22 protein-coding genes and 1 riboswitch are annotated in these 23,326 nt (G+C 64.9%); of the genes, 10 read left to right on the top strand and 12 right to left on the bottom strand.

Annotated elements, in window-relative coordinates; translation table 11 throughout:
• Positions 1-15: 15 nt before the first annotated feature.
• The 11 genes from AC4NN3_RS04760 to AC4NN3_RS04710 all read right to left on the bottom strand — a co-directional run bounded on the left by AC4NN3_RS04760 (position 16) and on the right by AC4NN3_RS04710 (position 12,624).
• The gene (locus tag AC4NN3_RS04760) at positions 16-423 is read right to left on the bottom strand and encodes a DUF4260 domain-containing protein (RefSeq protein WP_491925951.1); all 408 of its coding nucleotides are present in this window, start codon (positions 421-423) and stop codon (positions 16-18) included.
• Positions 424-608: 185 nt separating this feature from the next.
• Entirely contained in the window at positions 609-1,367 is a 759-nt protein-coding gene (locus tag AC4NN3_RS04755; protein ID WP_491925950.1) for an amino acid ABC transporter ATP-binding protein, read from the bottom strand.
• Positions 1,364-2,044 carry an amino acid ABC transporter permease gene (locus AC4NN3_RS04750; protein ID WP_491925949.1) on the bottom strand — a complete coding sequence of 227 codons (681 nt, stop codon included), beginning with the start codon at positions 2,042-2,044 and terminating at the stop codon, positions 1,364-1,366. Before AC4NN3_RS04750 ends, AC4NN3_RS04755 begins: the two co-directional genes overlap by 4 nt.
• A 71-nt stretch (positions 2,045-2,115) precedes the next feature.
• Entirely contained in the window at positions 2,116-2,883 is a 768-nt protein-coding gene (locus AC4NN3_RS04745; RefSeq protein WP_491925948.1) for an amino acid ABC transporter substrate-binding protein, read from the bottom strand.
• A 217-nt stretch (positions 2,884-3,100) separates the two neighbouring features.
• Entirely contained in the window at positions 3,101-4,912 is a 1,812-nt protein-coding gene (gene atzF / locus AC4NN3_RS04740; protein WP_491925947.1) for an allophanate hydrolase, read from the bottom strand.
• Positions 4,912-8,448 carry an urea carboxylase gene (gene uca, locus AC4NN3_RS04735; RefSeq protein ID WP_491925946.1) on the bottom strand — a complete coding sequence of 1,179 codons (3,537 nt, stop codon included), beginning with the start codon at positions 8,446-8,448 and terminating at the stop codon, positions 4,912-4,914. Before uca ends, atzF begins: the two co-directional genes overlap by 1 nt.
• Before the next feature lie 4 nt (positions 8,449-8,452).
• The gene (locus AC4NN3_RS04730) at positions 8,453-9,052 is read right to left on the bottom strand and encodes an urea amidolyase associated protein UAAP2 (protein ID WP_491925945.1); all 600 of its coding nucleotides are present in this window, start codon (positions 9,050-9,052) and stop codon (positions 8,453-8,455) included.
• Positions 9,053-9,054: 2 nt separating this feature from the next.
• On the bottom strand, positions 9,055-9,864 hold the full coding sequence (locus AC4NN3_RS04725; protein ID WP_491925944.1) for an urea amidolyase associated protein UAAP1: 810 nt from the start codon (positions 9,862-9,864) through the stop codon (positions 9,055-9,057).
• The gene (locus tag AC4NN3_RS04720; RefSeq protein ID WP_491925943.1) at positions 9,861-10,685 is read right to left on the bottom strand and encodes an ABC transporter ATP-binding protein; all 825 of its coding nucleotides are present in this window, start codon (positions 10,683-10,685) and stop codon (positions 9,861-9,863) included. Before AC4NN3_RS04720 ends, AC4NN3_RS04725 begins: the two co-directional genes overlap by 4 nt.
• A complete protein-coding gene (locus AC4NN3_RS04715; protein ID WP_491925942.1) occupies positions 10,682-11,500 on the bottom strand; it encodes an ABC transporter permease in 819 nt (272 codons plus the stop codon). The genes AC4NN3_RS04720 and AC4NN3_RS04715 overlap by 4 nt, the downstream gene beginning before the upstream one ends.
• Before the next feature lie 50 nt (positions 11,501-11,550).
• On the bottom strand, positions 11,551-12,624 hold the full coding sequence (locus AC4NN3_RS04710) for a putative urea ABC transporter substrate-binding protein (protein WP_491925941.1): 1,074 nt from the start codon (positions 12,622-12,624) through the stop codon (positions 11,551-11,553).
• Between the two features lie 71 nt (positions 12,625-12,695).
• A riboswitch (guanidine-I (ykkC/yxkD leader) is annotated at positions 12,696-12,802 on the bottom strand.
• 475 nt (positions 12,803-13,277) lie between these two features.
• Between AC4NN3_RS04710 and AC4NN3_RS04705 the strand changes: the two genes are divergently transcribed.
• From AC4NN3_RS04705 to AC4NN3_RS04660, 10 genes are all read left to right on the top strand, one after another.
• On the top strand, positions 13,278-14,381 hold the full coding sequence (locus tag AC4NN3_RS04705; RefSeq protein WP_491925940.1) for a BMP family ABC transporter substrate-binding protein: 1,104 nt from the start codon (positions 13,278-13,280) through the stop codon (positions 14,379-14,381).
• A 75-nt stretch (positions 14,382-14,456) separates the two neighbouring features.
• Positions 14,457-15,566, top strand: a complete 1,110-nt coding sequence (locus tag AC4NN3_RS04700) for an ABC transporter permease (RefSeq protein WP_491925939.1) — start codon at positions 14,457-14,459, stop codon at positions 15,564-15,566.
• Complete coding sequence (locus AC4NN3_RS04695) at positions 15,563-16,483, top strand: ABC transporter permease (protein WP_491925938.1); 921 nt, start codon at positions 15,563-15,565, stop codon at positions 16,481-16,483. Before AC4NN3_RS04700 ends, AC4NN3_RS04695 begins: the two co-directional genes overlap by 4 nt.
• Before the next feature lie 9 nt (positions 16,484-16,492).
• The gene (locus tag AC4NN3_RS04690) at positions 16,493-17,509 is read left to right on the top strand and encodes a formamidase (protein WP_491925937.1); all 1,017 of its coding nucleotides are present in this window, start codon (positions 16,493-16,495) and stop codon (positions 17,507-17,509) included.
• Positions 17,506-18,228: a biuret amidohydrolase gene (biuH, locus tag AC4NN3_RS04685; RefSeq protein ID WP_491925936.1), complete on the top strand. Its 723-nt coding sequence runs from the start codon at positions 17,506-17,508 to the stop codon at positions 18,226-18,228. The genes AC4NN3_RS04690 and biuH overlap by 4 nt, the downstream gene beginning before the upstream one ends.
• Positions 18,225-19,763: an ABC transporter ATP-binding protein gene (locus tag AC4NN3_RS04680; protein WP_491925935.1), complete on the top strand. Its 1,539-nt coding sequence runs from the start codon at positions 18,225-18,227 to the stop codon at positions 19,761-19,763. Before biuH ends, AC4NN3_RS04680 begins: the two co-directional genes overlap by 4 nt.
• The gene (locus tag AC4NN3_RS04675; protein WP_491925934.1) at positions 19,763-20,431 is read left to right on the top strand and encodes a cysteine hydrolase family protein; all 669 of its coding nucleotides are present in this window, start codon (positions 19,763-19,765) and stop codon (positions 20,429-20,431) included. The genes AC4NN3_RS04680 and AC4NN3_RS04675 overlap by 1 nt, the downstream gene beginning before the upstream one ends.
• Positions 20,424-21,203, top strand: a complete 780-nt coding sequence (locus tag AC4NN3_RS04670) for a 5-formyltetrahydrofolate cyclo-ligase (protein ID WP_491925933.1) — start codon at positions 20,424-20,426, stop codon at positions 21,201-21,203. The genes AC4NN3_RS04675 and AC4NN3_RS04670 overlap by 8 nt, the downstream gene beginning before the upstream one ends.
• The gene (gene hpxZ, locus AC4NN3_RS04665) at positions 21,200-21,580 is read left to right on the top strand and encodes an oxalurate catabolism protein HpxZ (protein ID WP_491925932.1); all 381 of its coding nucleotides are present in this window, start codon (positions 21,200-21,202) and stop codon (positions 21,578-21,580) included. The genes AC4NN3_RS04670 and hpxZ overlap by 4 nt, the downstream gene beginning before the upstream one ends.
• A 14-nt stretch (positions 21,581-21,594) precedes the next feature.
• Entirely contained in the window at positions 21,595-22,248 is a 654-nt protein-coding gene (locus tag AC4NN3_RS04660) for a GntR family transcriptional regulator (RefSeq protein WP_491925931.1), read from the top strand.
• A gap of 19 nt (positions 22,249-22,267) precedes the next feature.
• Here AC4NN3_RS04660 and AC4NN3_RS04655 read toward each other — a convergent pair whose 3' ends face one another.
• The gene (locus AC4NN3_RS04655) at positions 22,268-23,320 is read right to left on the bottom strand and encodes a glycosyltransferase family 4 protein (protein WP_491925930.1); all 1,053 of its coding nucleotides are present in this window, start codon (positions 23,318-23,320) and stop codon (positions 22,268-22,270) included.
• Positions 23,321-23,326: the final 6 nt, after the last annotated feature.

Raw genomic sequence — 23,326 nt, 5'->3', positions numbered from 1 at the left:
TTGCGCCGTCCGACGTCACCGAGCCTTGCCAATGCTGCCGAGATGGGTGTGACCGAAGCCGGAGGCATATTTCAGTCCATAGCCCAGGCTGCGGTCAAAGCCCGCATGCGCTCCGAGAACCAGCGCGATTTGCCACAGCAGGTCGACGCCAAGCAGCCAGCCAAGCCCGCCCAGCAGCACGGCCAGGATATAGCTGTGCACGGCATTGTAGGCGGCCGCTCCGACACGGGCGTTGATCGCATAGGCCGCAAAGCTCAGATCGGGCATGAAGAACACGATGGCGTAAAGCCAGGGACTGGCGCCGGAGACGAAGAAGGCGGCTGTCGTCGCAAGCATGATCGCCAGGGCCTCGCCCCGCAGCAGCCAGCGTACACCACCGCGCACCGTGCCGGCTTGTGCATCAAGAGCGTGTATCTCAGTCATCGTTCGTATCCTTTCGGTCGGGGACAGCGGACCACCGCTGCCTGGCCGACGTCTTAGCGCGGACCAGACTGCGGCCAAATTGACCAGCGATGAATGGACGTCATGCAAAATCAAATGGCCAATTCTGGTGCGCAGCCGCACGCAGTCAGCCCTCCCATCTGCGGCAAGCTGGCGGTTTCACGCCACTAGAGGCCCGAAACCTGCGCAGTTAGCGTTGAGACAAACCGCTTTGTTCGGGCGTCACGCGGGTGGTGAAAGACATCCGCTCCGCTGCCGGTTTCCACCACCTCGCCGCCTTCCAGAAACACCACATTGCTAGCAATGGTAGCAGCCAGACGCAGATCGTGCGTCGCCATCAGCATGGTCGTGCCTTCGCGCGCCAGTTGCGCCAGCACCTCCACCACTTCGCCCGCCAGCTGCGGATCGAGCGCCGAGGTCGGTTCATCGCAGAGCAGCACCTTTGGCGCAGGGGCCAGCGCCCTGGCGATTGCCACGCGCTGCTGCTGGCCGCCCGACAGACTCGATGGCCAGGCATCGGCCTTGGCCGTCATGCCCACCTTGTCGAGCAGTTCGAGCGCCCGCTGCCGCGCCTGCTCGCGCGGCCATTTGAGCACCACCAGCAAGCCTTCCATGACATTTTCCAAGGCCGTCAGGTGCGGAAAAAGCTGGAAATTCTGGAACACCATGCCGGTCTTGCGCCGCAGTGCCAGGATGGCGTCCTGGCCGACCTTGCCCCCCGGCGTGAACCGGATCGCAGCGTCATCGATACGCACCTCGCCGGACTGCGGCATTTCCAGCAGGTTGACGCAGCGCAGCAGCGTGCTCTTGCCGCTGCCTGACGCGCCGATCAGCGCGGTCACGCCGCCCTCCGGCACGGTAATGCTGACGCCCTGGAGTACGTGGTTGTCGCCAAAGCTCTTGTGGATGTCTTGGACGGTGATCATGACTGCGCCTCGATATAGCCGCCATAGCGGGAATAGCGCTTCTCGACATGCGCCTGCAGGCTCGACAGCACCGAACTGACAACCAGGTAGATCAGCGCCACCTGCACATAGATGATCAGCGGTTCATAGCTGGTTGCAACGATGCGCTGCCCGGCCCGGAACAGCTCGGGCACGGTGATCGCGGCGGCCAGCGAGGTGTCCTTGACCAGCGAGATGAAGGTGTTCGACAGCGGCGGTACGGCGATCCGCGTGGCCTGCGGCAGGATGGTGCGACGCATGGCCTGCGCCCAGGTCATGCCGATCGAATAGGCGGCCTCCCACTGGCCCTTGGGGACCGCCAGCAGCACGGCGCGGATGATCTCGGACGTATAGGCTCCCACATTGAGGGTAAAGCCGATCAGCGCTGCCGGAAAGGCATCGAGCACGATGCCGACGCTGGGCAGGCCATAAAAGATCAGGAACAGCTGCACCAGCAGCGGCGTGCCGCGGATGATCCAGACATAGAAGCGGACAATGGCCGCGATCGGCCTGGGCGCGAACAGCCGGGCCACCGCCGCCAGAAAGCCGACCCCCAGCCCCAGCACGAAGGATAGCAGCGTCAGGGGAATGGTGAAGATCAGGCACGCCCAGAGCAGGGAAGGCAGCGCGTCCGTCATTAGTGAAAGCCAGGGCGGCATCGGGCGGTCCTCAAGAAGAAGGGATCGGCCGTTGATCGGCCGATCCCTGTCGATACTAGGCGATTTGCAGGTTACTGCGAGACGTCTTCGCCAAAGTACTTCTGCGAAATTTCCGCATAGGTGCCGTCGGCCTTGATCGCGACCAGCGCGTCATTGATCGCCGCCAGCAGCTCGGGCTTGCCCTTGGCCAGCAGTACGCCGGAGAAATCGGCGTCGGCGGCGGTGGCGACGACCTTTACTTCGGCATCGGGCTGCTGCGTCTTGAAGTCGAAGAACGACAGGCTGTCATTGATGGTGGCGTCAGCGCGGCCCTGGATGACCAAAGCGATCGACTGGTCAAAGCCTTCCGTGCCCACGATCTCTGCGCCATATTCCTGTGCCAGCTTGCCGAAATTGCTGGTCAGCGTCTGCGCCGCCTTCTTGCCGGCAAGGCTCTCGAAACTGGTGATGTCGGTATTGTCTTCCCGCACCACCAGCGCCGCCTTGGAAGCGATATAGGGTTCGGAGAAGTCGTACTTGGCCTGCCGCTCGGCGTTGATGCCGACCTGGTTGATCACCACGTCGTAGCGATTGGCGTCCACGCCGGCGATCAGCCCGTCCCACGGACCTTCGACGAACTCAGCCTCGACACCAAGTTTTTCGGCGATGGCGCGACCGATCTCGACGTCAAAGCCGACCAGCGCACCGCTGGCATCGTGAAAGGTGAAGGGCGCATAGGTGCCTTCGGTGCCGATGCGCAGCGCGCCGGCGGTCTTGACCGCGTCGAGCGCGGTCTGGGCGAAGGCCGGGGTGGCCACGGCCAGCACACCGACCGCAAGCAGGATTTTCGCGAGTTTCATTTTCTTCTCCACAAGGGGCCGGTTCAGCGGGTGAACCTGATCAGGCCCGGGAAACTGCACCCCGAACGGCCGCGGTTCAACTGGTTGGTTGGATATTTTCCCTGCTGCGACCGGGGCGATACGACCATGCTCCATATCGACAATTCCGGGGCCGCTATTGCCGGATATGACGACAGCGGCGGATAGCCGGCTTTGCCAGGGAAGAGATTGCTGAGGGCTATTGGCGCGATTTGGACGCGATATAGGGGCGCCAGCCGCCATGCGCGGTCACTTCCTCGGCGCCGACCAGAGCATGGGCCTCGCACAGAAAGCCGGTGACGGCACTGCCGTCATCGAGCGTGATCTTGCCCACGCCCAGCGGCGCCGGGATACGCGCCACGAAGCGTCCGAAGGCATCTGCGGGCAGGGCCCAGACCTCCACCTCCAGGCCTGCCCCGGCAAAGCCGGGCTCGCGGATGAGACCCGGCTTGGATGGGGTGGTATCGGGCAGGGCGAACAGCCGGTAATCGCCGGCCGTGCGGCAGGCCTTGATCAGCTTTCCACGCGGTCCGGTCAGTTCGTGGTTGAGCGGCATGCCGCTGAGATGGGCGCCCACCACGACAAGGGTCAGTAGGTCGTCGGCGCTGGCCGGCACTTTGCTGGCCATGGGCAGTGCCGCTGCCTTGTCGCGACCCATGCCGCGTGCCAGGCGCCGGTGCAGTGCATCGGCAAAGGGGGCAAGAGCGTCATCGGTGAAAGCCGGGGCGACCAGGGTCACGCCGGCGGGGAGGTGATCCTGGCTGTCGAAGCCGGCAGGGATGGCAATGGCGGCGCAGTCGAGCAGGTTGACGAAATTGGTATAGCGACCGAAGTGGCTGTTTCGGGTGATCGGGTCGACCCGCATCTCGGCAACTGTGTACGTGGTGGGGCTGGTGGGCAGCAGCAGCAGGTCGACCTTGGCCCAGGTTGCTTCGGTCAGTCGCCGCAGTTCTTCGAGCCGGTATTTGCCGTTGAAGGCCTCGACGGCCGTCTTGCCCTTGGCGCCGCCAATGATGGCCCGCACGGTCGGGTCAACATCATCGGCATTGCTGGCAAAGAAATTCTCGATGGCGGCGAGGCGCTCGGCAACCCAGGGACCATCATAAAGCAGCGCCGCCGCCTCGCGGAACGGCGCATAGTCGAACGGCACAACGGTAGCGCCTAGCGACCGGGCCTGCTCGATGGCGGCGTCGTAGCGCTTTTCCACTTCGCCATTGCCGAAGAATTCCCGCTCGGCGCCCTCAAGCACACCGATGCGCAGGCCCTGGCTGGGCAGGCTGGTCTTGGCCGGCCGACGCGAGAAGGGGTCGGCCGCATCGAAACCCTCGGCGATTTTCCGCACGGCAACACCGTCGCCTACTGTGGCGGCAAAGATGGTGATGCAATCAAGGCTCCGGCAGGCTGGCACGGCGCCGCTATTGGGCAGCAGACCCACTGTGGGCTTGATGCCGACCAGGTTCTGGAAGGCCGCCGGCACGCGGCCCGACCCGGCCGTGTCGGTGCCCAAGGCAAAGCTGGCAAAGCCGGCGGCGACGGCAACGCTCGATCCCGAGCTGGAGCCGCCTGAGACATAGTCGGCATCAAAGACCGAGCGCGGCGCCCCATAGGGCGAGCGGGTGCCGTTGAGGCCAGTGGCGAACTGATCGAGATTGGTCTTGCCGATGACCAGAGCGCCGGCCGCGCGCAGCCGGGCGACCACGGTGGCGTCGGCCGTAGGCTGATAGGCGAACGCGGGGCAGGCGGCGGTGGTGGGCAGGCCTGCCACGTCGATATTGTCCTTGACCGCAAAGGGCACGCCCCAGAGTGGCAGGCTGTTGGGCTCGGGATGCTCTGCCATCAGCCTTTCGGCTGCAGCCCGCAGGTCGTCGTCGCTGGTCGGGGTGATGAACACCGCCTGGTCGGGCCAGGCAGCGCGGCGCTCGATGACGGCGTCCATGACCTCCAGAGGGGTTACCTTGCGGTCGGCATAAAGCGTGCGCAGCGTGGCGAGGTCGAGCATGATGGGCAGCATCAGATATTCTCCAGAACGACGACGACATCGCCGGTTTTGACATTGCGGCCGGGCGCCGCGCGGATATCGCGGATGCGGCCCGGGGCATGGGACGTTACGGTGATTTCCATTTTCATGGACTCGATGATGGCGACGGCCTGGCCGGCACTGACCGCTTCGCCGGGGGCGACGAGGATTTTCCAGATATTGCCCGGCACGCTGCTGGCGACGCCAAAGCAGTCGGCCGGCATATCGGTCTCGATCGTGCCATTGCCGGCGTCGTCGGCGATGAAGCTGTCGAGCCCTTCGGCCTTCCAGCGCTGCCGTTCTGCGTCGAAGGCGGCCTGCTGGCGGGCCTTGAAGGCGATGATTGAGGGGGCATTGCGCGCCAGTTCTGCCGCGTAGTCGGCATAGGAAAACTGCGTCTCCTCGATGCGGATCGGATAGGCGCCATGCGGGAAGGCGGCGCGGGCCTCGGTCAGCTCCTCGTGGCTCACGGGGAAGAAGCGGATCTGGTCGAAGAAATTGAGCAGCCAGGGCTTGTCCTTGTGGAATACCGGCGTCGCGCGCCAGGTGTTCCAGACCTGGATGGTACGGCCGAATAGCTGATAGCCGCCGGGACCCTCCATGCCGTAAACGCACATATAGGCACCGCCGATACCCACGGCGTTTTCCGGGGTCCAGGTGCGGGCGGGATTGTACTTGGTGGTCACCAGCCGGTGCCGGGGGTCAATCGGAGTGGCCACGGGCGCGCCGAGATAGACGTCGCCCAGGCCCAGCACGAGGTAGCTGGCGTCGAAAATGGTCTGCTTGACCGTCTCGATGCTGTCCAGCCCATTGATGCGGCGGATGAACTCGATATTGTCCGGGCACCAGGGCGCGTTGCGGCGCACCAGTTCCTGGTATTTCTGCATGGCCAGTTGGATGTCCGGATCGTTCCAGGACAGCGGCAGATGCACGATGCGGCTGGGCACCACGACGTCTTCGGCGGCGGGCAGGGATGCCTCGATTTCAGACAGAATGCCCAGCACGCGCGTGCGGCTGAGGGTGGCGCTATCATAATGGATCTGCAGCGAGCGAATGCCCGGCGTGAGATCGATGGGCGAAATCCGGCCGTCGCGCTGCACCGCCTGCATCAGTAGATGCACGCGCAGCCGCAAGGCGATATCGAGCGACATGTCGCCATATTCGACAAGGAGATTGTCATCGCCCTGGCGGCGATAGACCACCGGCACGGCGCCGTCTTCCGATCGGGCCAGGATGGCGGCGCCACTGTCGTCGGCGGGGCGGTGCATCGAGCGGCTGGCGACGGGGTCATCCGGCCGGGCGACGGGGTGAAAGCGGATGGTGTCGCCGGGCTTGAACTGGCCCATTTTCCACAACTCGTCACGGGCGATGACGGCCGGACAGACAAAGCCGCCGAGACTGGGGCCATCGGGGCCGAGGATGATGGGCATGTCGCCGGTAAAGTCGATCGCCCCCACGGCATAGGCATTGTCATGCAGGTTGGAGGGATGGAGACCCGCTTCGCCGCCATCGGCACGGGCCCATTTCGGGGCGGGGCCGATCAGCCTCACGCCGGTACGCGCGCTGTTGAAATGTACCTCGTAATCGGTGGCGAAAAGCGTCTCGATGTCGCCATCAAGGAAGAAGTCCGGCGCGCCATGTGGGCCATAGAGCACGCCCACATCCCAGTGGCAGGCAAGGGGCGCGGCATCCGCTGCAGGCAGCGTGTCGGCCTGTGTCGTCCGCGCCAGTTGCAGTACCTGGCCGGCCCGTAGGGCGCCTGTGGCGTTGCCGCCGAACTGGCCGAGGCCAAATGTGGCGCGCGAGCCGAGGACGACGGGCGCAGCAAAGCCGCCGGCGACCGCGAGATAGCTGCGCTGACCCGGTCCGGCAATGGCGCCGATGCTGAGGATCTGCCCGGCGGCCACGGCAATGGCGGTGTCATGGACCATCGGCACGCCATCAAGCGTTATCGCCATGGCGGCGCCGGCCAGTGCCACCGTGACCGGGGCGTGAAAGCGCAGCGTCGGCCCGGCCACGGTCAGTTCCAGCGCTGCCGTATCGTCTTCATTGCCGACCAGCCGGTTGGCGTGCCTAAAACTACGCGCGTCCATCGGCCCGCTCGGCGGCACCCCGACATGCCAGAGGCCGAGACGGCCCGGCAGTTCCTGCAGGCTCGACTGGGCGCCCGGCGCGAGGACTTCCACCACATCGGGCACAAAGGCGAAATCCCTGAGCGCCGTGGTGGCGACCTGGCCGCTGGACAGCAGGTCGGACGCGGCGATGGCGCGCAGATAGGCAAGATTGGTCTCGATGCCGCCAATGGCAGTCTCGTCCAGTGCCGCGCGCAGCCGGGCGATGGCGGCGGCACGGTCGGGCGCGTGGACGATGAGCTTGGCCAGCATGGGGTCGTAGTTGGCCGTCACCTCCGTGCCGGTCTCGATCCAGCTGTCGACGCGGGCACCGGCGGGAAAGCGCACCTCGGTAAGCAGCCCCGCGCTGGGCTGAAAGTTGGCATGGGGGATTTCGGCATAGAGGCGCACCTCGATGGCGGCGCCTGTTGGAGACAGGGGACCGGCCAGGGCAATCGGGTCCTCGCCGGCGGCCTGGCGGATCATCCATTCGACCAGGTCGATGCCGAACACGGCTTCGGTCACCGGATGCTCAACCTGCAGTCGCGTATTGACCTCAAGAAAATAGAAATCCTCGCGCACCGGATCGTAGATGAATTCCACCGTGCCGGCCGAAGCGTAATGGGCTGCAGTGCCCAAATCTGTTGCCGCCTTGTGCAGGCGGGCGCGGGTGGTGTCCGAGAGTCCCGGCGCCGGGGTTTCCTCGACCACCTTCTGGTTGCGCCGCTGCAGCGAACAGTCGCGCTCGCCCAGGGCAATGACCTTGCCCTTGCCGTCGCCGAAGATCTGCACCTCGACATGGCGCGCATCGGCGACGAAGCGCTCGAGAAAGACCCGCGCATCGCCGAAGCTGGCATTGGCGGTGCGCTGCACGCCGGCAAAGGCCGCCGTGAGCGCATCTGCGTCGGCGCAGAGCGACATCCCGATGCCGCCGCCGCCGGCGGTGCTCTTGAGCATCACCGGATAACCGATACTCTGGGCCGCGGCCAAAGCCTGGTCGACACCGTCCAGCAGGCCCGTACCCGGCAGCAGCGGCACGCCGCTGGCCAGCGCCAGGTCACGGGCGGTATGTTTGAGCCCAAAGGCCGCGATATTGGCGGGGGTCGGGCCGATAAAGACGATGCCCTCGGCGGCGAGGCGCTCGGCAAAGCCGATATTCTCGCTCAGAAAGCCATAGCCAGGGTGCACGGCCGCGGCGCCGGTGGCCCGGCAGGCGGCGACCACCGCGTCGATATCGAGATAGCTCTGGCTGGCTGGCGCCGGCCCGAGGCTGACGGCTTCGTCGGCCAGCCGCACCGCCTGGGTGAAGCGATCGGCGTCGGAATAGACGGCGACGGAGGCAATGCCGAGACGTTTGAGCGTGCGGATGATACGCACGGCGATTTCGCCGCGATTGGCGACAAGAACCTTGCTGAACATGGGCTCAATCCGCAATCACGACGCGGATGGGCGTCGGGTTGAAACCATTGCAGGGATTGTTGATCTGCGGGCAGTTGGAGATGACGCAGAGCACGTCCATGGCTGCCAGCAGCCCCACATGATCGCCCGGCGCGGATAGGCCATCGACAATGGTCATCTGTCCGGATGGATCGATCGGCACGTTCATGAAGAAGTTGATATTGGCCACGATATCGCGCTTGCCCATGCCATATTTGCTGACCTCAAGCAGGAAATTGTCGCGGCAGGCATGCAGATATTTCGTGTCGTGACCGAAGCGCACACTGTTGCTCTCGCAGGAGCAGGCACCAGCGGAGGTGTCGTGTCGGCCGCAGCTGTCGGCCGTGACGGTCAGCATGAGATTGCCCTCATTGCTGATGATCCTGGTGCCGACGCCGACATAGGCGCTGCCCTGCACCCGCAGCGTGTCCTGGCCGGAATAGCGCTCGGCAAAGTCACCGGCCTTGTAGAACAGCGTATCGACGGCCTGCTGGCCCTCGGCATCGATGATGGTGATGGTCTGCCCCTTGCGCACAAGGCCAGACCAGGGCTTTTCGGCGGCGATGAGAAATTCCTGGCTTGCCATGGTCAGTGCCCTCCCATCCGCTGCAGCACGTTGTTCTCGAAACCGCGCTTGGCTTCGGCGGTGGCGGTGCGGCAGAGGTCATCGGCCGCGATGGGCAGGCGAAAGCGGGTCACGGTGACCGGGTTGGCGGCATAGACGGGGTTTGGATCACGCGGGTGCGGGCAGTTGGAAAAAGCTACCATCAGGTCCATCTCGGCGCGCAGCTCGACATAGTCATTGTCGACGCGCAGATCCTCGCGCCAGGTGAATGCGCCGTCGTCTTGGACGCGGACAGGGGCAAAGAAAGTCAGTGCCGAGGGTATATCGCGCCGGTCGAGCCCGAGCTTGCCGGCCGCCAAAATGAAATTATCGCGGCTGTTGCGCTGATCGCCGCCATATTTCTGGGCGTTGGACGCCGCCGTCGAGCCGCCGATCAGGCCGTCATGCGCCGATGACGCCGCCTCGGTCACCGAGAACAGCACGCGACCCATATCGGAGAACAGCACCCGTCCCTTCGCGATGGCGGTAGTCCACTGCACCTTGATGGTGTCGGGCAGGTTGAGGCGTTCGCTCGGGTCGGCGGCGCTCCAGGCCAGCATGGCCACCGCGGAGGCACCATGATCCTGGGCGATGCGCAGGCTGTCGCCCGCCTGCATCACCGTGGACCAGTACCAGCCGCCCGGAATGGTCTCGATATGGATGGGTTCGGCAATCATCGCAGCCGGAATGGCGCTGGGGCCGGGCAGGGCGCGCGGCGCGCTCTGCAGGCCCTTTCGCTGATGTTCCTCATAACGGGCGCGGTCGGCGGCGATCTGATCTGGGGTGCGGCTCATGGCCTGTCTCCTTGCAATGGCGCCAGGTCGTCCCGGCCAGATCCCAAGGGGGTGACCGGGTCGTCCCGGTCCGGATCGAAAATGCTGGCCTCGCCGGCAATCCGCGGCGGCCAGATGGTGATGTCGCGGCTGAGCAGGGCGCCATAGCGCTCGCGCTCCTCGGGCCGGTCGCGCGGCCGCTCGAAGGCGATGACGCGGCTGCCCAGGGTAAAGGCTTCGCGCATGTCATGGGTGACCATGACGACGGTGAGCTCGGTCTCGTGCCACAGCCGCTTCATCAGCACGTGAATCTCGGCGCGAATGCCGGGATCGAGCGCGCCAAACGGCTCGTCGAGCAGCAGCACCTTGGGGCGCATGCTCAGAGCCTGCGCCAGGGCCAGGCGCTGCTGCATGCCGCCCGACAGCTGGGCGGGATACTTGTCCTCGGCGCCATTGAGGCCGACTTCGGCGATCAGTGCCCGGGCCGCCGCCACGGCGCGCCGTCGCGCAGCGCCGAACAGGCGGGCGGTGAGCGGGCGAGCCATTTCGGCGCCCAGCAGCACATTGCCCAGCACCGTCAGATGCGGAAACACCGAATAGCGCTGGAACACCACGCCGCGGTCGGGCCCGGGTTCGGCAACCAGCGGCACGCCATCCAGGGTGATCGTCCCGCGCGTGGGGGCCTCGTCGCCCAGCAGCAGCTTGAGGAAGGTGGTCTTGCCGCAACCAGAGGGTCCAACCAGGGCCACGAAGGAGCGCGGGGCGATGGTCAGCGTGATCTTTTCGAGCACGATCTGGTCGCCATATTCCTTCCAGACATTGTCAAAGACGATGGCGCTCATCCCTGTCGCTCCAGATTGGACCAGGGGAAGACGGCGATGCGCAACCGGTCGAGGGCAAAGTTCATGATGACGGCGAGCAGGGTGATCCAGGCGACATAGGGAAAGATCACATCCATGGCCAGGTAGCGCCGCACCAGGAAAATGCGGTAGCCTAGCCCGGCATCGGCCGAGATGGCTTCTGCCGCGATCAGGAACAGCCAGGCGGACCCCAGCTGCAGGCGCAAAGCGGTCAGGAGCCGGGGCAGGGTCTGCGGCAGTACCACGCGCAGGGCGATCTGCCAGGACGAGCCACCCAGAGTCTGCGCCTTGATCAGCTGTTCGCGCGGCAGTTCCTGCACCCGCAGCGCCAGCTCGCGGATCATCACTGGCGCGATGCCGATGACGATCAGGGTAATCTTGGCGGTTTCTCCCAGGCCCAGCACGATGAACAGCACCGGCAGCAGCGCCAAAGGGGGCACCATGCAGATCGTGGCGACGACGGGCGCCAGCAGCGCCCGCATATAGGGTAACATGCCCACCACCATGCCAAAGACCAGGGCGATCGCCGTCGCGATGGCCAGGGCCCAGCCGAGGCGGGACAGGCTGGCCATTGTATCGGTCAGCATGAGATACTCGCCGGTGCGGACATCGGGGATGAAGGCCATGCGGTTGATGGCATCAGTCAGGCTGGCCAAGGCCGGCAGCAGCTTGTCGCTGGGATTGTCGGCCAGTCGGACCGCCGAGCCCAGGCCATAGGCGACGACCAGCAGCACGAAGGGCGCCAGCATCAGCGCCAGCTGCATTCCCGGGCTCGGTTTGGTATTGATCCAGCGCATGCATGGGGCTCCGCCATGACGGCCGGCGGTCACCCGCCGGCCAGTTGGACCTAGAGGGCGCCGTCGGCGGCCATGGACATGTAGCTGGCGTTGAAGCGCAGCTTCACATTGGCGCTGTCGCCCAGCACCGTGCCGTCGGACAATTCTATGCCGATGACATCGGCAGACGGGGCACCGGAGCCGAGCAGGCCCTTGTCGAACAGGAAGGTGCGCACGCGGTCCATGGTGGTGCCCAGGTCGGGCGAAGTGGTAAAGGCCACGGCCTCGGCCGGTGTGGCAAACAGCTTGGTGGCGGCCAGCTGGGCCTCAAAGCCGGCCTGATCGGTGCCCGAGGCCACGCCCATGGCTTCACGCGCCGCTGCGCCCTCGGGCGTGTCGGCGGTCATCACCGCCATTGTGTCGTACCAGATGCCGGCCAGGGCCTTCCCGAAGTCGGGGTTGGCTTCCAATACGTCGGTATTGGCGACCAGCATGTCGATGATTTCGCCGGGTATCTGGCTGCTGTCGAAGACGCTGGTCGTGTCGGGCAGGGTAAGGATCTCCGAAACCATCGGGTTCCATGTCACCATGGCGGTGACATCGGCCGTCTGGAAGGCGCCGACCATGTCAGGATCGGCCGTATTGACGACATTGACGTCACGCTCGCTCATGCCGGCGCTTTCGAGGGCCCGGGCCAGTAGATAGTGCGACACCGAGAACTCCACCAGATTGACGGTCTGACCCTTGAGGGCCGCCAGCGCGGCCTGACCTTTCAGGATCACCGCGTCATTGCCGTTGGAGAAATCGCCGATGATCACCGCGGTGGTATCGACGCCGCCGGCGGCCGGGATGGAGAGGCCGTCCATATTGGTCAGGGTCACCGCGTCATAGGCGCCGGCGGTATATTGGTTCATCGACTCCACATAGTCGTTGAACTGGGTCACCTCGATGCTGATGCCGTATTTGTCGGCCCATTTCTGCACGATGCCGGTATCGGCGGCATAGCCCCAGGGCATCCAGCCGACATAGATCGACCAGGCGATCTTGAACTCGGTCTTGGACTGGGCAAGGGCCAGTGGCGACGTGCCGGTCACAAGGGCGACCGACAGGGCGGCGATTGCTGCGGTTCTGGTCAGAAACTTCATCTCAATTCCCCTTTGCGTGTCTCACAAAAGGGATTGGCAGAAACCATCGCGCCAATCCCTTGGCTATCGAGGTCTCCCGGGCTTTTGTCCCGCCGTGTGTCCGCCCGGATGTCTCCCGGATGGTGAAAGCTCTCGGACCAGACGCGTCACCGACGCCGGAACCCTAGCCTCATACTCGACTGTCAAGAAGCAAGCGGTGTGCCATTTTGAAAAGTCTTTAAAATCAGAGGGATGGCCAATCGACGCACGCGGTCGGCTGGACGATTTCTAAGCGTCTGCGCCAAAAATGCACAAATAGTGAGCACATGCATCGACGGGGCCGGCCGTGACCGAAGCCGCGGTAAACCCAGCATTTGAGGCGATTTTCTGACCTGCGCTGCCTGCAAGACCGCTGCGGCAGGGTGGTAGCGGCCCATTCTCAGGGTTCGCACACCAAGTTGTATGCAATGACCGATTAAAAGGCTAAAATATATGCATATGCGGATCTTGAGCGCATAATTTGCGCAAACTGTCCGGCTCGGCTGATGGCTGACTTTTGTTAACATGTTGTTAGTGAAGGCGGATTTCATCGGCACTGGCTTGGCACGTGCCTTGCATTGTCTGTCGGCGGCGCTGCCCGCTAGGGGCGCGCTCTGGGGTGCAGGGAGTTCGTCATGACATTTCAATCACTATCCCGTCGGTCTGTGCTGAAGGCCGGCGCTGCCGGCCTCGCCGCCGCGGCTTTGCCCATGGGCCTGGCCCGGGCGCAATCTCCCATCGTGCTGGGGGCCGTCTATGTGGGGCCGCGCGATGACTATGGCTGGAACCAGGCCCATGCCGTGGCCATGGAGATCCTCAAATCCGTACCTGGCGTGACCGTCATCGAGGAAGAAAACGTTCCTGAGACCGATGCCGTCAGCCAGTCCATGGAGTCCATGATCAACCTGGACGGTGCCAATCTGATCCTGGCCACCTCATTCGGCTATTACAGCCCCTTCGTGGTCGAAATGGCCAAGAAATATCCCGACGTCCAGTTCCGCCATGCGGCGCCGCTATGGAAAGAGGGCGACCCGGCCAATGCGGGCTCCTACTTCTGCTATCTCAACCAGGCCCATTATGTGGATGGCGTGGCCGCCGGCCTCTCCAGCCCCACCGGCAAGCTCGGCTTTGTCGCCGCCAAACCGATCCCTTCGGTGCTGTCCAATATCAATTCCTTCCTGCTCGGCGCCAAAAAGACCAATCCATCAGCCACCGTGCAGGTGATCTTCACCGGCGAATGGTCCATGCCGGTGCGCGAGGCCGAGGCCACCAATGCGCTGATCGACGCCGGCTGCGACGTGATCACCTGCCATGTCGATGGCCCCAAGGTGGTGGTGGAAACCGCTGAGGCCCGCGGCGTCAAGACCTGCGGCCACAACGCCAGCCAGGCCCCGCTGGCGCCCAAGGGCTTCATCACCGGCGCCGAATACAAGTGGAGCACCATCTATTCGATGTATGCCGAACTGCTGGCCAAGGGCGAGCCCCTGCCGAATTTCGTCGCTGGCGGCTACCACAATGACATGCTGCAGAACACGCCCTACGGCGCCGGCGCGACGCCCGAATCCATCGCCGCAGCCGACGCCGCCATTGCCGGCCTGAAGGCGGGCGAGCCGATCTATGTCGGCCCGCTCAAGGACAATGCCGGCAATGTCGTCATCGAGGGCAGCATGGACAATTACGACCCCGTGCTCGACGGCATGAACTACCTGCTCGAAGGCGTCGTCGGCTCGATCACCTGACGGTACCCCGCATGCTCGCCGGTCGCCCTCTTCCAATGGGGAGGGCGACCACGAAATGTTCAGCGGAGTGGATAAATGACCATCGTCAATGCAGGATTTGAGTCGCAAACCCGCACCCCCAATGTGCGGGCGCTCAAACTCGCCGAATCCGTCGTCATCCCCGTCGCGGCGCTGGTGGCGTCGGCGCTGCTCTTCTCGCTGTTCCTGCTGGTCATCGGCCAGTCGCCGATCGACTTTTTCACCCTCGTCTGGGTCGGTGGCTTCGGCAGTGCCTTTTCCATCCAGAACACGCTGCAGCGCGCGGCGCCGCTGATCCTGACCGGCCTGGCCTTTGCGGTGCCGGCGCGGATCGGCCTGACCATTATCGGCGGCGAAGGGGCGCTGGTGCTGGGCGGCTTTGCCGCCGCGGCCATCGCCATTCCGCTGGTCAGCGCCACGGTTCCGCCCGCGATCACCCTGCCAGTCATGGCGATCACGGCCATGCTGGCGGGCGGCTGCTGGATCGGGCTGGCGGGCTGGCTCAAGCACTATCGCGGCGTCAACGAGACCATTTCGTCCCTGCTGCTGAGCTATATCGCCATTGCCATCATGAGCTTCTTTGTCGAGGGCGCGCTGCGCGACCCGGCTTCGGCCAACAAGCCGAGCACCATGCCGATCGGCGACGCCTATCGCATCGGCCCCATGCCGTTTTCCGACGTGCATTGGGGCCTGGGCGCCGGGGTGGTGCTGGCCGTGGCGCTCTATATCCTGATGTCGCGCACCACCTTCGGCTTTGCCGCCCGCATGACCGGGGGCAATCCGCGCGCCGCCCTGGCCCAGGGCCTGCCGGTGGGCTTTCTGGTGGTGACCTGCTGCGTCATTGCCGGCGCCTGTGCCGGGCTGGCCGGCTTTTTCGAGGTCGCCGCCATCCATGGCCAGGCCAATGCCTCGCTGGTGGCCGGTTATGGCTTTACCGGCATTCTTGTCGCCTTCCTGGCGCGGCACAATCCGCTGGCCGTGCTGCCGGTGGCGATCCTGTTCGGTGCCATTGCGGCGGCCGGCGGGCTGGTGCAGCGGCGCATGGGCATGCCCGACGCCACTGTGCTGGTGCTGCAGGGCATCATCTTCGTCGTGCTGCTCACCAGCGAGACGCTCTATGGCCGCATCAAATTCTTCCAGCCGGGCACGGGGGCCGACCGCACATGATGGACAGCGCCGTCATCACCGTTCTCATCGCCATGCTGGGGGGCGCCATCCGCGTCTCGACCCCCTTCATGTTTGTCGGTCTGGGCGAATGCCTGACCGAGAAATCGGGCCGCATCAATCTGGGGCTCGAGGGCAATCTGGTGCTCGGCGCCATGACCGCCTATGCGGTTTCCTATCTCTCGGGCAATGCCTGGCTGGGCGTGCTGGCGGCCGGCGGCTCGGGGCTCTTGCTGGGCGCGCTGCACGGCTATATCTGCAAGCTGCCCAAGGTCAACGACATCGCCGTGGGCATTGCCATCATGAGCTTTGGCACCGGGCTAGCCTTCTTTTTTGGCAAGCCCTTCATCCAGCCCACCGCGCCGCGGCTCGACGCCATCGCGCTGGGCGACTGGACCGGCAATGCCGCTTTGGCCCAGGCGCTGCAGGTCAATCCACTGTTCTTTGTCGGCATCGTCCTGGCTATTGTCATGCGCTGGGCCTTTGCCAATACGCGCTGGGGCCTGATCGTGCGCATGACCGGCGACAGCGCCGCCTCGGCCCGGGCCATGGGCGTATCGGTGGACTGGGTGCGCTTCCTCGCCACCGCGGCGGGCGGGTTTCTCGCCGGCATCGGCGGGGCCTTTCTCTCGCTCTATTATCCCGGCTCTTGGAACCAGGGTCTGAGCTCGGGGCAGGGGCTGATGGCGGTGGCTTTGGTGATCTTTGCCCGCTGGGACCCGATCCGCTGCATCTGGGCGGCGCTGCTCTTTGGAGCCGCCGGAGCGATTGGCCCCTCGCTGCAGTCGGTCGGTATTTCGCGGGGCTACTACTTCTTCAATGCCGCCCCCTACATCCTGACGCTGTTCATCATGATCGCCTCCGCGCGCTCCAAGGGCGCTGCCCGTGAAGTGCCCGGCGAATTGTCCATCACCAAATAGGAGCTGCCCATGTCCGGTCTTGGCGGGTTGAACAAATCGGAGAATGGCGTCGTCATCGGGCTGGTGCAGCTCAAGCTGCCGCTGATCAAGACGCCGGCGGAACTGGCCGCCCAGACGGCGCGCATCGTTGAGATGGTCGGCAAGGCGCGACGCAATCTGGGCACGATGGACCTCGTCGTCTTCCCCGAATATGCACTGCACGGGCTGTCCATGGATACCAATCCGGCCATCATGTGCCGCCTGGATGGTCCGGAAGTCGCCGCCTTCAAGCAGGCCTGCCGCGACAACGCCATCTGGGGGTGCTTCTCCATTATGGAGGCCAATCCGGGCGGCAATCCCTATAATTCCGGCCTGATCATCGATGATCAGGGCGAGCTCAAGCTCTACTACCGCAAGCTGCATCCCTGGGTGCCCGTGGAACCCTGGGAGCCGGGCGATCTCGGCATCCCCGTCATCGACGGCCCCAAGGGCTGCAAACTGAGCCTGATCATCTGCCACGATGGCATGTTCCCCGAAATGGCGCGCGAGGCGGCCTACAAGGGCGCCGAGATCATGCTGCGCACCGCCGGCTATACCGCGCCCATCCGCCAGGCCTGGCGCTTCACCAACCAGTCCAATTCATTCTGCAACCTGATGGTCACCGCCAATGTCTGCATGTGCGGCTCCGATGGCACGTTTGACAGCATGGGCGAGGCGATGATCGTCAATTTCGACGGCTCGATCATCGCCGAGGGTGTCACCGGCCGGGTCGACGAGATCATCACCGCCGAGGTGCGGCCCGATCTGGTGCGCGAGGCGCGGGCCAATTGGGGCGTCGAGAACAATATCTACCAGCTCGGCCATCGCGGCTTTACCGCCGTCGAGGCCGGCGCCCAGGACGCGCCCTATTCCTACATGCATGACCTGATCAATGGCCGCTACAAGCTGCCCTGGGAAGACAGCGTCAAGGTCACCGACGGCACGCCGTCGGGCTTTGCCAGGCCGGTGCGCCGTTTCGGGGAAACCTTGCCGGAGGCGGCCGAATGAGCCTCGTCGACGAACGCATCAATGCGGCGCTGATCCCGGGCGGCACCACGCTGGCCGCCGATCCCTATCCCTGGCCCTTCGATGGCGACTGGGGGCCGCACAATACCGCCCTGGTAGTGATCGACATGCAGGTCGATTTCTGCGCGCCCGGTGGCTATGTTGATACCATGGGCTATGACATTTCCCTGACTCGGGCGCCGATCGGGCCGATCCAGGCGGTGCTGGCCGGCATGCGGGCCAAAAACTATCCCATCATTCATACCCGCGAGGGCCACAAGCCGGACCTGTCGGACCTGCCGGCCAACAAGCGCTGGCGCAGCCAGCGCATCGGCGCCGGCATTGGCGATCAGGGCCCGGTGGGGCGCATCCTGGTGCGTGGCGAGCCGGGATGGGAGATCATTCCCGAGCTGCAACCCATGCCGGGCGAAGCCATCATCGACAAGCCGGGCAAGGGCACCTTCATCGCCACCGATTTCGAACTGGTGCTGCGGCTCAAGAACATCCGTAACCTGGTCTTTACCGGTGTCACCACCGATGTCTGCGTCCACACCACCATGCGCGACGCTAACGACCGCGGTTATGAGTGCCTGCTGCTCGAGGACTGCTGCGCCGCGACGAAGTTGGAGAACCATCTGGCGGCCATCGACATGATCAAGATGCAGGGCGGGGTGTTCGGTGCCGTCATCGGCAGCGCCACCTTCCTGAGGGGCCTGCCATGAATCAGCTCGCACCCGTTCTGGCCACTGGCCGCGCGCCGTCGCTGCAGGCAGTGGGCATGACCAAGATATTCGGGCCGCTGGTGGCGCTCGATGACGTGTCGATCGATGTGCCGGCTGGCTCGTTCCATGCCCTGCTGGGCGAAAACGGCGCCGGCAAGTCGACGCTGGTCAAATCCATCATGGGCTTTTATGCGCCGGACAAGGGCAGGGTGCTGCTCGATGGCCAGGAAGTGTCGATCCGCTCGCCGCGCGACGCGCGGGCGCATGGCATCGGCATGGTCTATCAGCATTTTACCCTCGTCCCTTGCCTGACGGCGGCAGAAAATCTCGTCATTTCGCGCGCCGATGCCCCTGCCATCATCGACTGGACCAGGGAAAAGCGGCAGCTGGCCGATTTCATGGAACAGATGCCCTTTCGCGTGCCGCTCGGCGCGCAGGTATCAAGCCTCTCGGCGGGCGAAAAGCAGAAGCTCGAAATCCTCAAACTGCTCTATCTCGACCAGCGCTTCATGATCCTGGACGAGCCCACCTCGGTGCTGACGCCGGGCGAGGCCGACGAAATGCTCGGCCTGCTCGGCGACATGGCAGCGCGCAAGGAGATCACCGTGCTGATGATCAGCCACAAGTTCCGCGAGGTGAAAGCCTTCTGCGACGGCTTTACCGTGCTGCGGCGCGGCAGGTTCACCGGTTCGGGCGACGCCCGCTCGGCCAGTGTTGCCGACATGAGCCAGATGATGATCGGCGATACCGAAATCCGCGAGCGTGCCACGCGGCGCGAGCACAACGAGCAGCGCGAGGTGCTCGAACTGGCCGGCCTTTTCGCCCAAGATCTCGAGGGCAATGACCTGGTATCGGCGATCAACCTCAAGGTGCATGCCGGCGAGATCGTCGGCATTGCCGGGGTCTCGGGCAATGGGCAGAGCGCGCTGGTGGAAGCGCTGGCCGGGCAGCGTCCGCTCAGCGATGGCGAGATCCGCATCCACAGCCAGAGCTTTTCGCCGACCCGGGCGGCCTTCGACAAGTTCAAGGTGTTCGGCCTGCCCGAGGAGCCGCTCAAGAATGCAACCGTGCCGCGCATGAGCGTGGCGGAGAACCTGGCCTTCCGCGCCTTCGACAAGCCGCCGGTAGCGAGCCTCGGCTGGTGGATGTCACCCGGCCCGATGCGCCAGCGGGCCGATGAATTGATCGCGCTTTATCGCATCAAGACCACCTCGCCCGATGCGCCGATCGAGACGCTGTCGGGCGGCAATGTGCAGCGCGCCGTGTTGGCGCGCGAACTCAGCGGCGATGTCGATGTGCTGATCGTCGCCAATCCCTGCTTCGGGCTCGATTTCGCCTCGGTATCGGAAATCCGCAGCCAGATCATGGAGCAGCGCAATCGCGGCGCGGCGGTACTGCTGGTCAGCGAGGATCTCGACGAAATCCTCGAACTGGCCGACCGTGTCGCGGTGATGAGCGGCGGCACCATCAACTATGTCGCCCGGCTCGAGGATACTGACCGCAATATCATCGGCCAGCACATGGCGGGGCATTGATGATCGAGATTGTGGCCCGGCCCTATACCTACAAACTTGATCCCGCCCATACCGCGCTGGTGGTCATCGACATGCAGCGCGACTTCATCGAGCCGGGCGGCTTTGGCGATAGCCTGGGCAATGACGTGGCCCGGCTCGCGGCCATTATCCCCACCGTAGCCGAGCTGCTGGCGCTGTTCCGCCAGCAGGGCTGGCCCATCATCCATACCCGCGAGGCCCATAAGCCCGACCTCAGCGATTGCCCCCCCTCCAAGATCGCCCGCGGTAATCCAAGCCTGCATATCGGCGAGACTGGCGCCATGGGACGGCTGCTGGTGGCGGGTGAACCCGGCAACCAGATCGTCGACGCTTTGGCACCCCTGGGTGGCGAGATCGTTATCGACAAGCCGGGCAAGGGCATGTTCTGGGCCACGGGCCTGCACGAGCGCCTGCAAGCCATGGGCATCACCCATCTGGTCTTTGCCGGGGTCACGACGGAAGTCTGCGTCCAGACCTCGATGCGCGAGGCCAATGACCGCGGCTATGAGTGCCTCCTCGTCGAGGACGCCACCGAAAGCTATTTCGCTGCCTTCAAGGCGGCCACCGTGGAAATGATCGTGGCCCAGAGCGGCATTGTCGGCTGGGTCGCCCCGCTCGCGGCCCTGCAGGCGGGAGTGCCCCATGTCTGAGCCCGCTGTCGCGCAGGGGCGCTGGGCCGGCCGCAATCCGGGCAAGGACCTGATCCGCCACGCTGTCTGGAACCGGTTGACCGAGGCCGGTGTCAATGTCGGGCCGGCCTGGAGCATGATCCCCAATTTTGTCGGCGCCGATGTCGCCGCCTGGCGCCTGGCACAGACCCAGGCCTGGCAGGCGGCGCGCACCGTCAAGACCAATCCAGACCACGCCCAGACCCCGATCCGCATCCGCGCGCTTTACGACGGCAAGATTGTCTATACGCCGGTGCCCTACTTGACCAAGGACTTCCCCTATCTGCGGCTCGATCCGCAGGTGCCGCTGGCCAGGGACATTTCCTTCGAACTGGCGGCCACCGCTCAGGGCTTCATGGCGCATGGACAGCGCATGGAATTCGCCGATGTCGAGCCGCTCGACTTCTGTGTTGTTGGCTCGGTGGCGGTCAGCCGGGCCGGCGGGCGCACCGGCAAGGGCGCCGGCTTTGCCGATCTCGAAACGGCGATCTTTCGCGAGTTGGGGACAGTCACGGCCACCACACCGATGGCTACCACGATCCATTCGCTGCAGCTGGTCGATGACAGCCAGATCGTCATCGAGAGCCATGACAGCCCGCTCGATTTCGTCGCCACCGAGGCCGAGGTCATCACCACCGGCAATGAACTGCCGCGGCCGATGGGGGTCGATTGGGCCAAGGTGCGCCCTGACCAGTTCGAGACCATTCCCTTCCTCAGCCGGCTGCGCGAACAGATGCAGGCGCGCCAGCCATGATCATCAATGATCCGGCCATCATTGCCGAAGTGCGCGACGCCTTCGAGCGCTATGAGGCGGCGCTGCTGGCCAATGACGGGGCAGTGCTGGACGCCATGTTCGTGGCCGCGCTGGAAACAGTGCGCTACGGGGTCAGCGAGATCCAGTATGGCATCGATGAGATCCGCGCTTTCCGTGCCGTCCAGCAGCCGTTCACCCGCAGCCTCGAGCGGCTGGTGATCACCACCTATGGCGATGCCGTCGCGACGGCGTCAACGCTGTTCCACCGGCCCGACTTTCCGCAGCAGGTGGGTCGACAGATGCAGACATGGATCAAGCAGGATGGTAGCTGGCGTGTGGCGGCGGCGCATGTGAGCATGATGGCCATGCCTGCCTGACGGGGTTTTCAGACGTGCATCAACGCCTAACGCGCACCTCGGCCGAGGATATCAGGCAGAAGCTTGCGGATCGCATTATCCGCGGCGAGCTGCCGCCCGGTACGCCGCTGGACGAGACCAGCCTCGCGACCACTTTCGCCGTGTCGCGTACCCCGGTGCGCGAGGCGCTGCGCCTGCTGGCGGCCAGCGGGCTGATCGAACAGAAGCCGCACGCCCAGGCGCTGGTGGCCAAGCCGGACGAGTCCACGCTGGCGGGCATGTTCGCGGTGATGGGCCATCTTGAGGCGCTTTGCGCCGGGCTCAGTGCCGTGGCCATGACGGCGCCGGAACGCGACGCGTTGGACCGGCAGCACGGCCTCATGGCCCCCATTGTCAGGATCGGCAGCGCCGGCGATTACAGCATCGCCAACGACCAGTTCCACAGTGCCATCTATGATGGCGCACACAACGCCTATCTGGCTGAAATCACCCGCTCCACCCGGCAGCGCCTGCAGCCGTTTCGCCGGGCCCAGTTCGCCATGCTGGAGCGCCTGCGTCAGTCCCACCAGGAGCATGGCCTGATCGTCGATGCCATCCTGCAGGGTGATCGTCCCGGAGCGGAAAGCGCCATGCGGGCCCATATCGCCATCGTCGAGGACGCGTATCGCACCCTGAGTCACGCCACTTAGCCGGGACCTGCAGGCGGCTTCATGGCTGGGTCAACCGGTCGATGATGTGGCCCACCCGCTGCGCTGTGGCCTGCCAGCTGGGCAACAGCTGCCCCGCCGCGGCGGATTTCCCCTCCATCGCCCGACGCTGCGGGGCATCGGTTAACAATGTCCGCAGTGCCTCGGCAAAGGCATCGACATCATCGACCGGCACCAGCATGCCCGCGCCGTCCGCCACCGTGTCCGGCACCGCCCCCGTCCGGCAGGTGACGATCGGCAGGCCATGCAGCATGGCCTCACCCAGCACGATGCCATACCCTTCATAGCGGGTGGCAAGGGCGAAGATGCTGGCCGAGCGATAACGCTCGATCACTGCCGCGTCCGGCAATAGGCCGGCCAGGGTGACGCGTGCTTCAAGTCCGAGCCTGCTGATCTGGTCGCGCAGCCGGGCTTCGACTTTGGCATCGTGCGTCTTGCCGACGATCTCCGCCTGCCAGGCGAGATCGGCCAGCTGGCCAAGCGCAGCAAGCAGGACGTCGTGTCCCTTGCGCTCGGCAAGCAGGCCGACCGACAGGATCAGCGGCGGGGTGCGTGGCGCATGAACGGGGTCCGCTGGCCGAAAGCCGGGCAGGGCGATGGTGATCTTGCTTTCGGGCACGCCGAACTCTTGGACCAGGATGCGCGCCGTATGCGGGCTGGGAACGATGATGGCCCGCGCCAGCCTGAGATTGTCGGCCTCGCGCCGCAGCAGTTCGCGTGACCTTTCCGGCGGCAGGCCGGTTTCCAACCCGAGGGGATGGTGGATCATGGCCACGATCGGTGCCCGGACCGTGCGCAGCCCGGCGGTGTCGATGGAGCCGAAGACCAGGCCGTCGATGATCAGCGGCACATTTTCGGAAATGGCCGCCATGGCCACTATCGACGCAGCGGTCTCGGCCGCTGTTGCATTCGGAAAGCCCGCCGGCAGTTGCAGATGCTCGACGGGACGGCCCTGTGCGCGCAGCCCCATCAACAGCTCATACTCGTAGATGTAGCCGCCGGTTTTTTGCGTCATGTCGCCCGGTATGGCAAAGGCGGCTGGCTTTGGCGTCATGGTTCT

Source organism: Devosia sp. MDV22-iso42 (genome assembly GCF_058629155.1).
Note: the sequence above shows the minus strand (reverse complement) of the source record. Positions and strands in the feature narration are given on the sequence as shown.

What these genes read in the sequence shown, in the direction of transcription:
- AC4NN3_RS04760 (WP_491925951.1), bottom strand. Translation starts at nt 423, where the DNA reads ATGACTGAGATACACGCTCTTGATGCACAAGCCGGCACGGTGCGCGGT.
- AC4NN3_RS04755 (WP_491925950.1), bottom strand. Translation starts at nt 1,367, where the DNA reads ATGATCACCGTCCAAGACATCCACAAGAGCTTTGGCGACAACCACGTA.
- AC4NN3_RS04750 (WP_491925949.1), bottom strand. Translation starts at nt 2,044, where the DNA reads ATGCCGCCCTGGCTTTCACTAATGACGGACGCGCTGCCTTCCCTGCTC.
- AC4NN3_RS04745 (WP_491925948.1), bottom strand. Translation starts at nt 2,883, where the DNA reads ATGAAACTCGCGAAAATCCTGCTTGCGGTCGGTGTGCTGGCCGTGGCC.
- atzF (WP_491925947.1), bottom strand. Translation starts at nt 4,912, where the DNA reads ATGCTGCCCATCATGCTCGACCTCGCCACGCTGCGCACGCTTTATGCC.
- uca (WP_491925946.1), bottom strand. Translation starts at nt 8,448, where the DNA reads ATGTTCAGCAAGGTTCTTGTCGCCAATCGCGGCGAAATCGCCGTGCGT.
- AC4NN3_RS04730 (WP_491925945.1), bottom strand. Translation starts at nt 9,052, where the DNA reads ATGGCAAGCCAGGAATTTCTCATCGCCGCCGAAAAGCCCTGGTCTGGC.
- AC4NN3_RS04725 (WP_491925944.1), bottom strand. Translation starts at nt 9,864, where the DNA reads ATGAGCCGCACCCCAGATCAGATCGCCGCCGACCGCGCCCGTTATGAG.
- AC4NN3_RS04720 (WP_491925943.1), bottom strand. Translation starts at nt 10,685, where the DNA reads ATGAGCGCCATCGTCTTTGACAATGTCTGGAAGGAATATGGCGACCAG.
- AC4NN3_RS04715 (WP_491925942.1), bottom strand. Translation starts at nt 11,500, where the DNA reads ATGCGCTGGATCAATACCAAACCGAGCCCGGGAATGCAGCTGGCGCTG.
- AC4NN3_RS04710 (WP_491925941.1), bottom strand. Translation starts at nt 12,624, where the DNA reads ATGAAGTTTCTGACCAGAACCGCAGCAATCGCCGCCCTGTCGGTCGCC.
- AC4NN3_RS04705 (WP_491925940.1), top strand. Translation starts at nt 13,278, where the DNA reads ATGACATTTCAATCACTATCCCGTCGGTCTGTGCTGAAGGCCGGCGCT.
- AC4NN3_RS04700 (WP_491925939.1), top strand. Translation starts at nt 14,457, where the DNA reads ATGACCATCGTCAATGCAGGATTTGAGTCGCAAACCCGCACCCCCAAT.
- AC4NN3_RS04695 (WP_491925938.1), top strand. Translation starts at nt 15,563, where the DNA reads ATGATGGACAGCGCCGTCATCACCGTTCTCATCGCCATGCTGGGGGGC.
- AC4NN3_RS04690 (WP_491925937.1), top strand. Translation starts at nt 16,493, where the DNA reads ATGTCCGGTCTTGGCGGGTTGAACAAATCGGAGAATGGCGTCGTCATC.
- biuH (WP_491925936.1), top strand. Translation starts at nt 17,506, where the DNA reads ATGAGCCTCGTCGACGAACGCATCAATGCGGCGCTGATCCCGGGCGGC.
- AC4NN3_RS04680 (WP_491925935.1), top strand. Translation starts at nt 18,225, where the DNA reads ATGAATCAGCTCGCACCCGTTCTGGCCACTGGCCGCGCGCCGTCGCTG.
- AC4NN3_RS04675 (WP_491925934.1), top strand. Translation starts at nt 19,763, where the DNA reads ATGATCGAGATTGTGGCCCGGCCCTATACCTACAAACTTGATCCCGCC.
- AC4NN3_RS04670 (WP_491925933.1), top strand. Translation starts at nt 20,424, where the DNA reads ATGTCTGAGCCCGCTGTCGCGCAGGGGCGCTGGGCCGGCCGCAATCCG.
- hpxZ (WP_491925932.1), top strand. Translation starts at nt 21,200, where the DNA reads ATGATCATCAATGATCCGGCCATCATTGCCGAAGTGCGCGACGCCTTC.
- AC4NN3_RS04655 (WP_491925930.1), bottom strand. Translation starts at nt 23,320, where the DNA reads ATGACGCCAAAGCCAGCCGCCTTTGCCATACCGGGCGACATGACGCAA.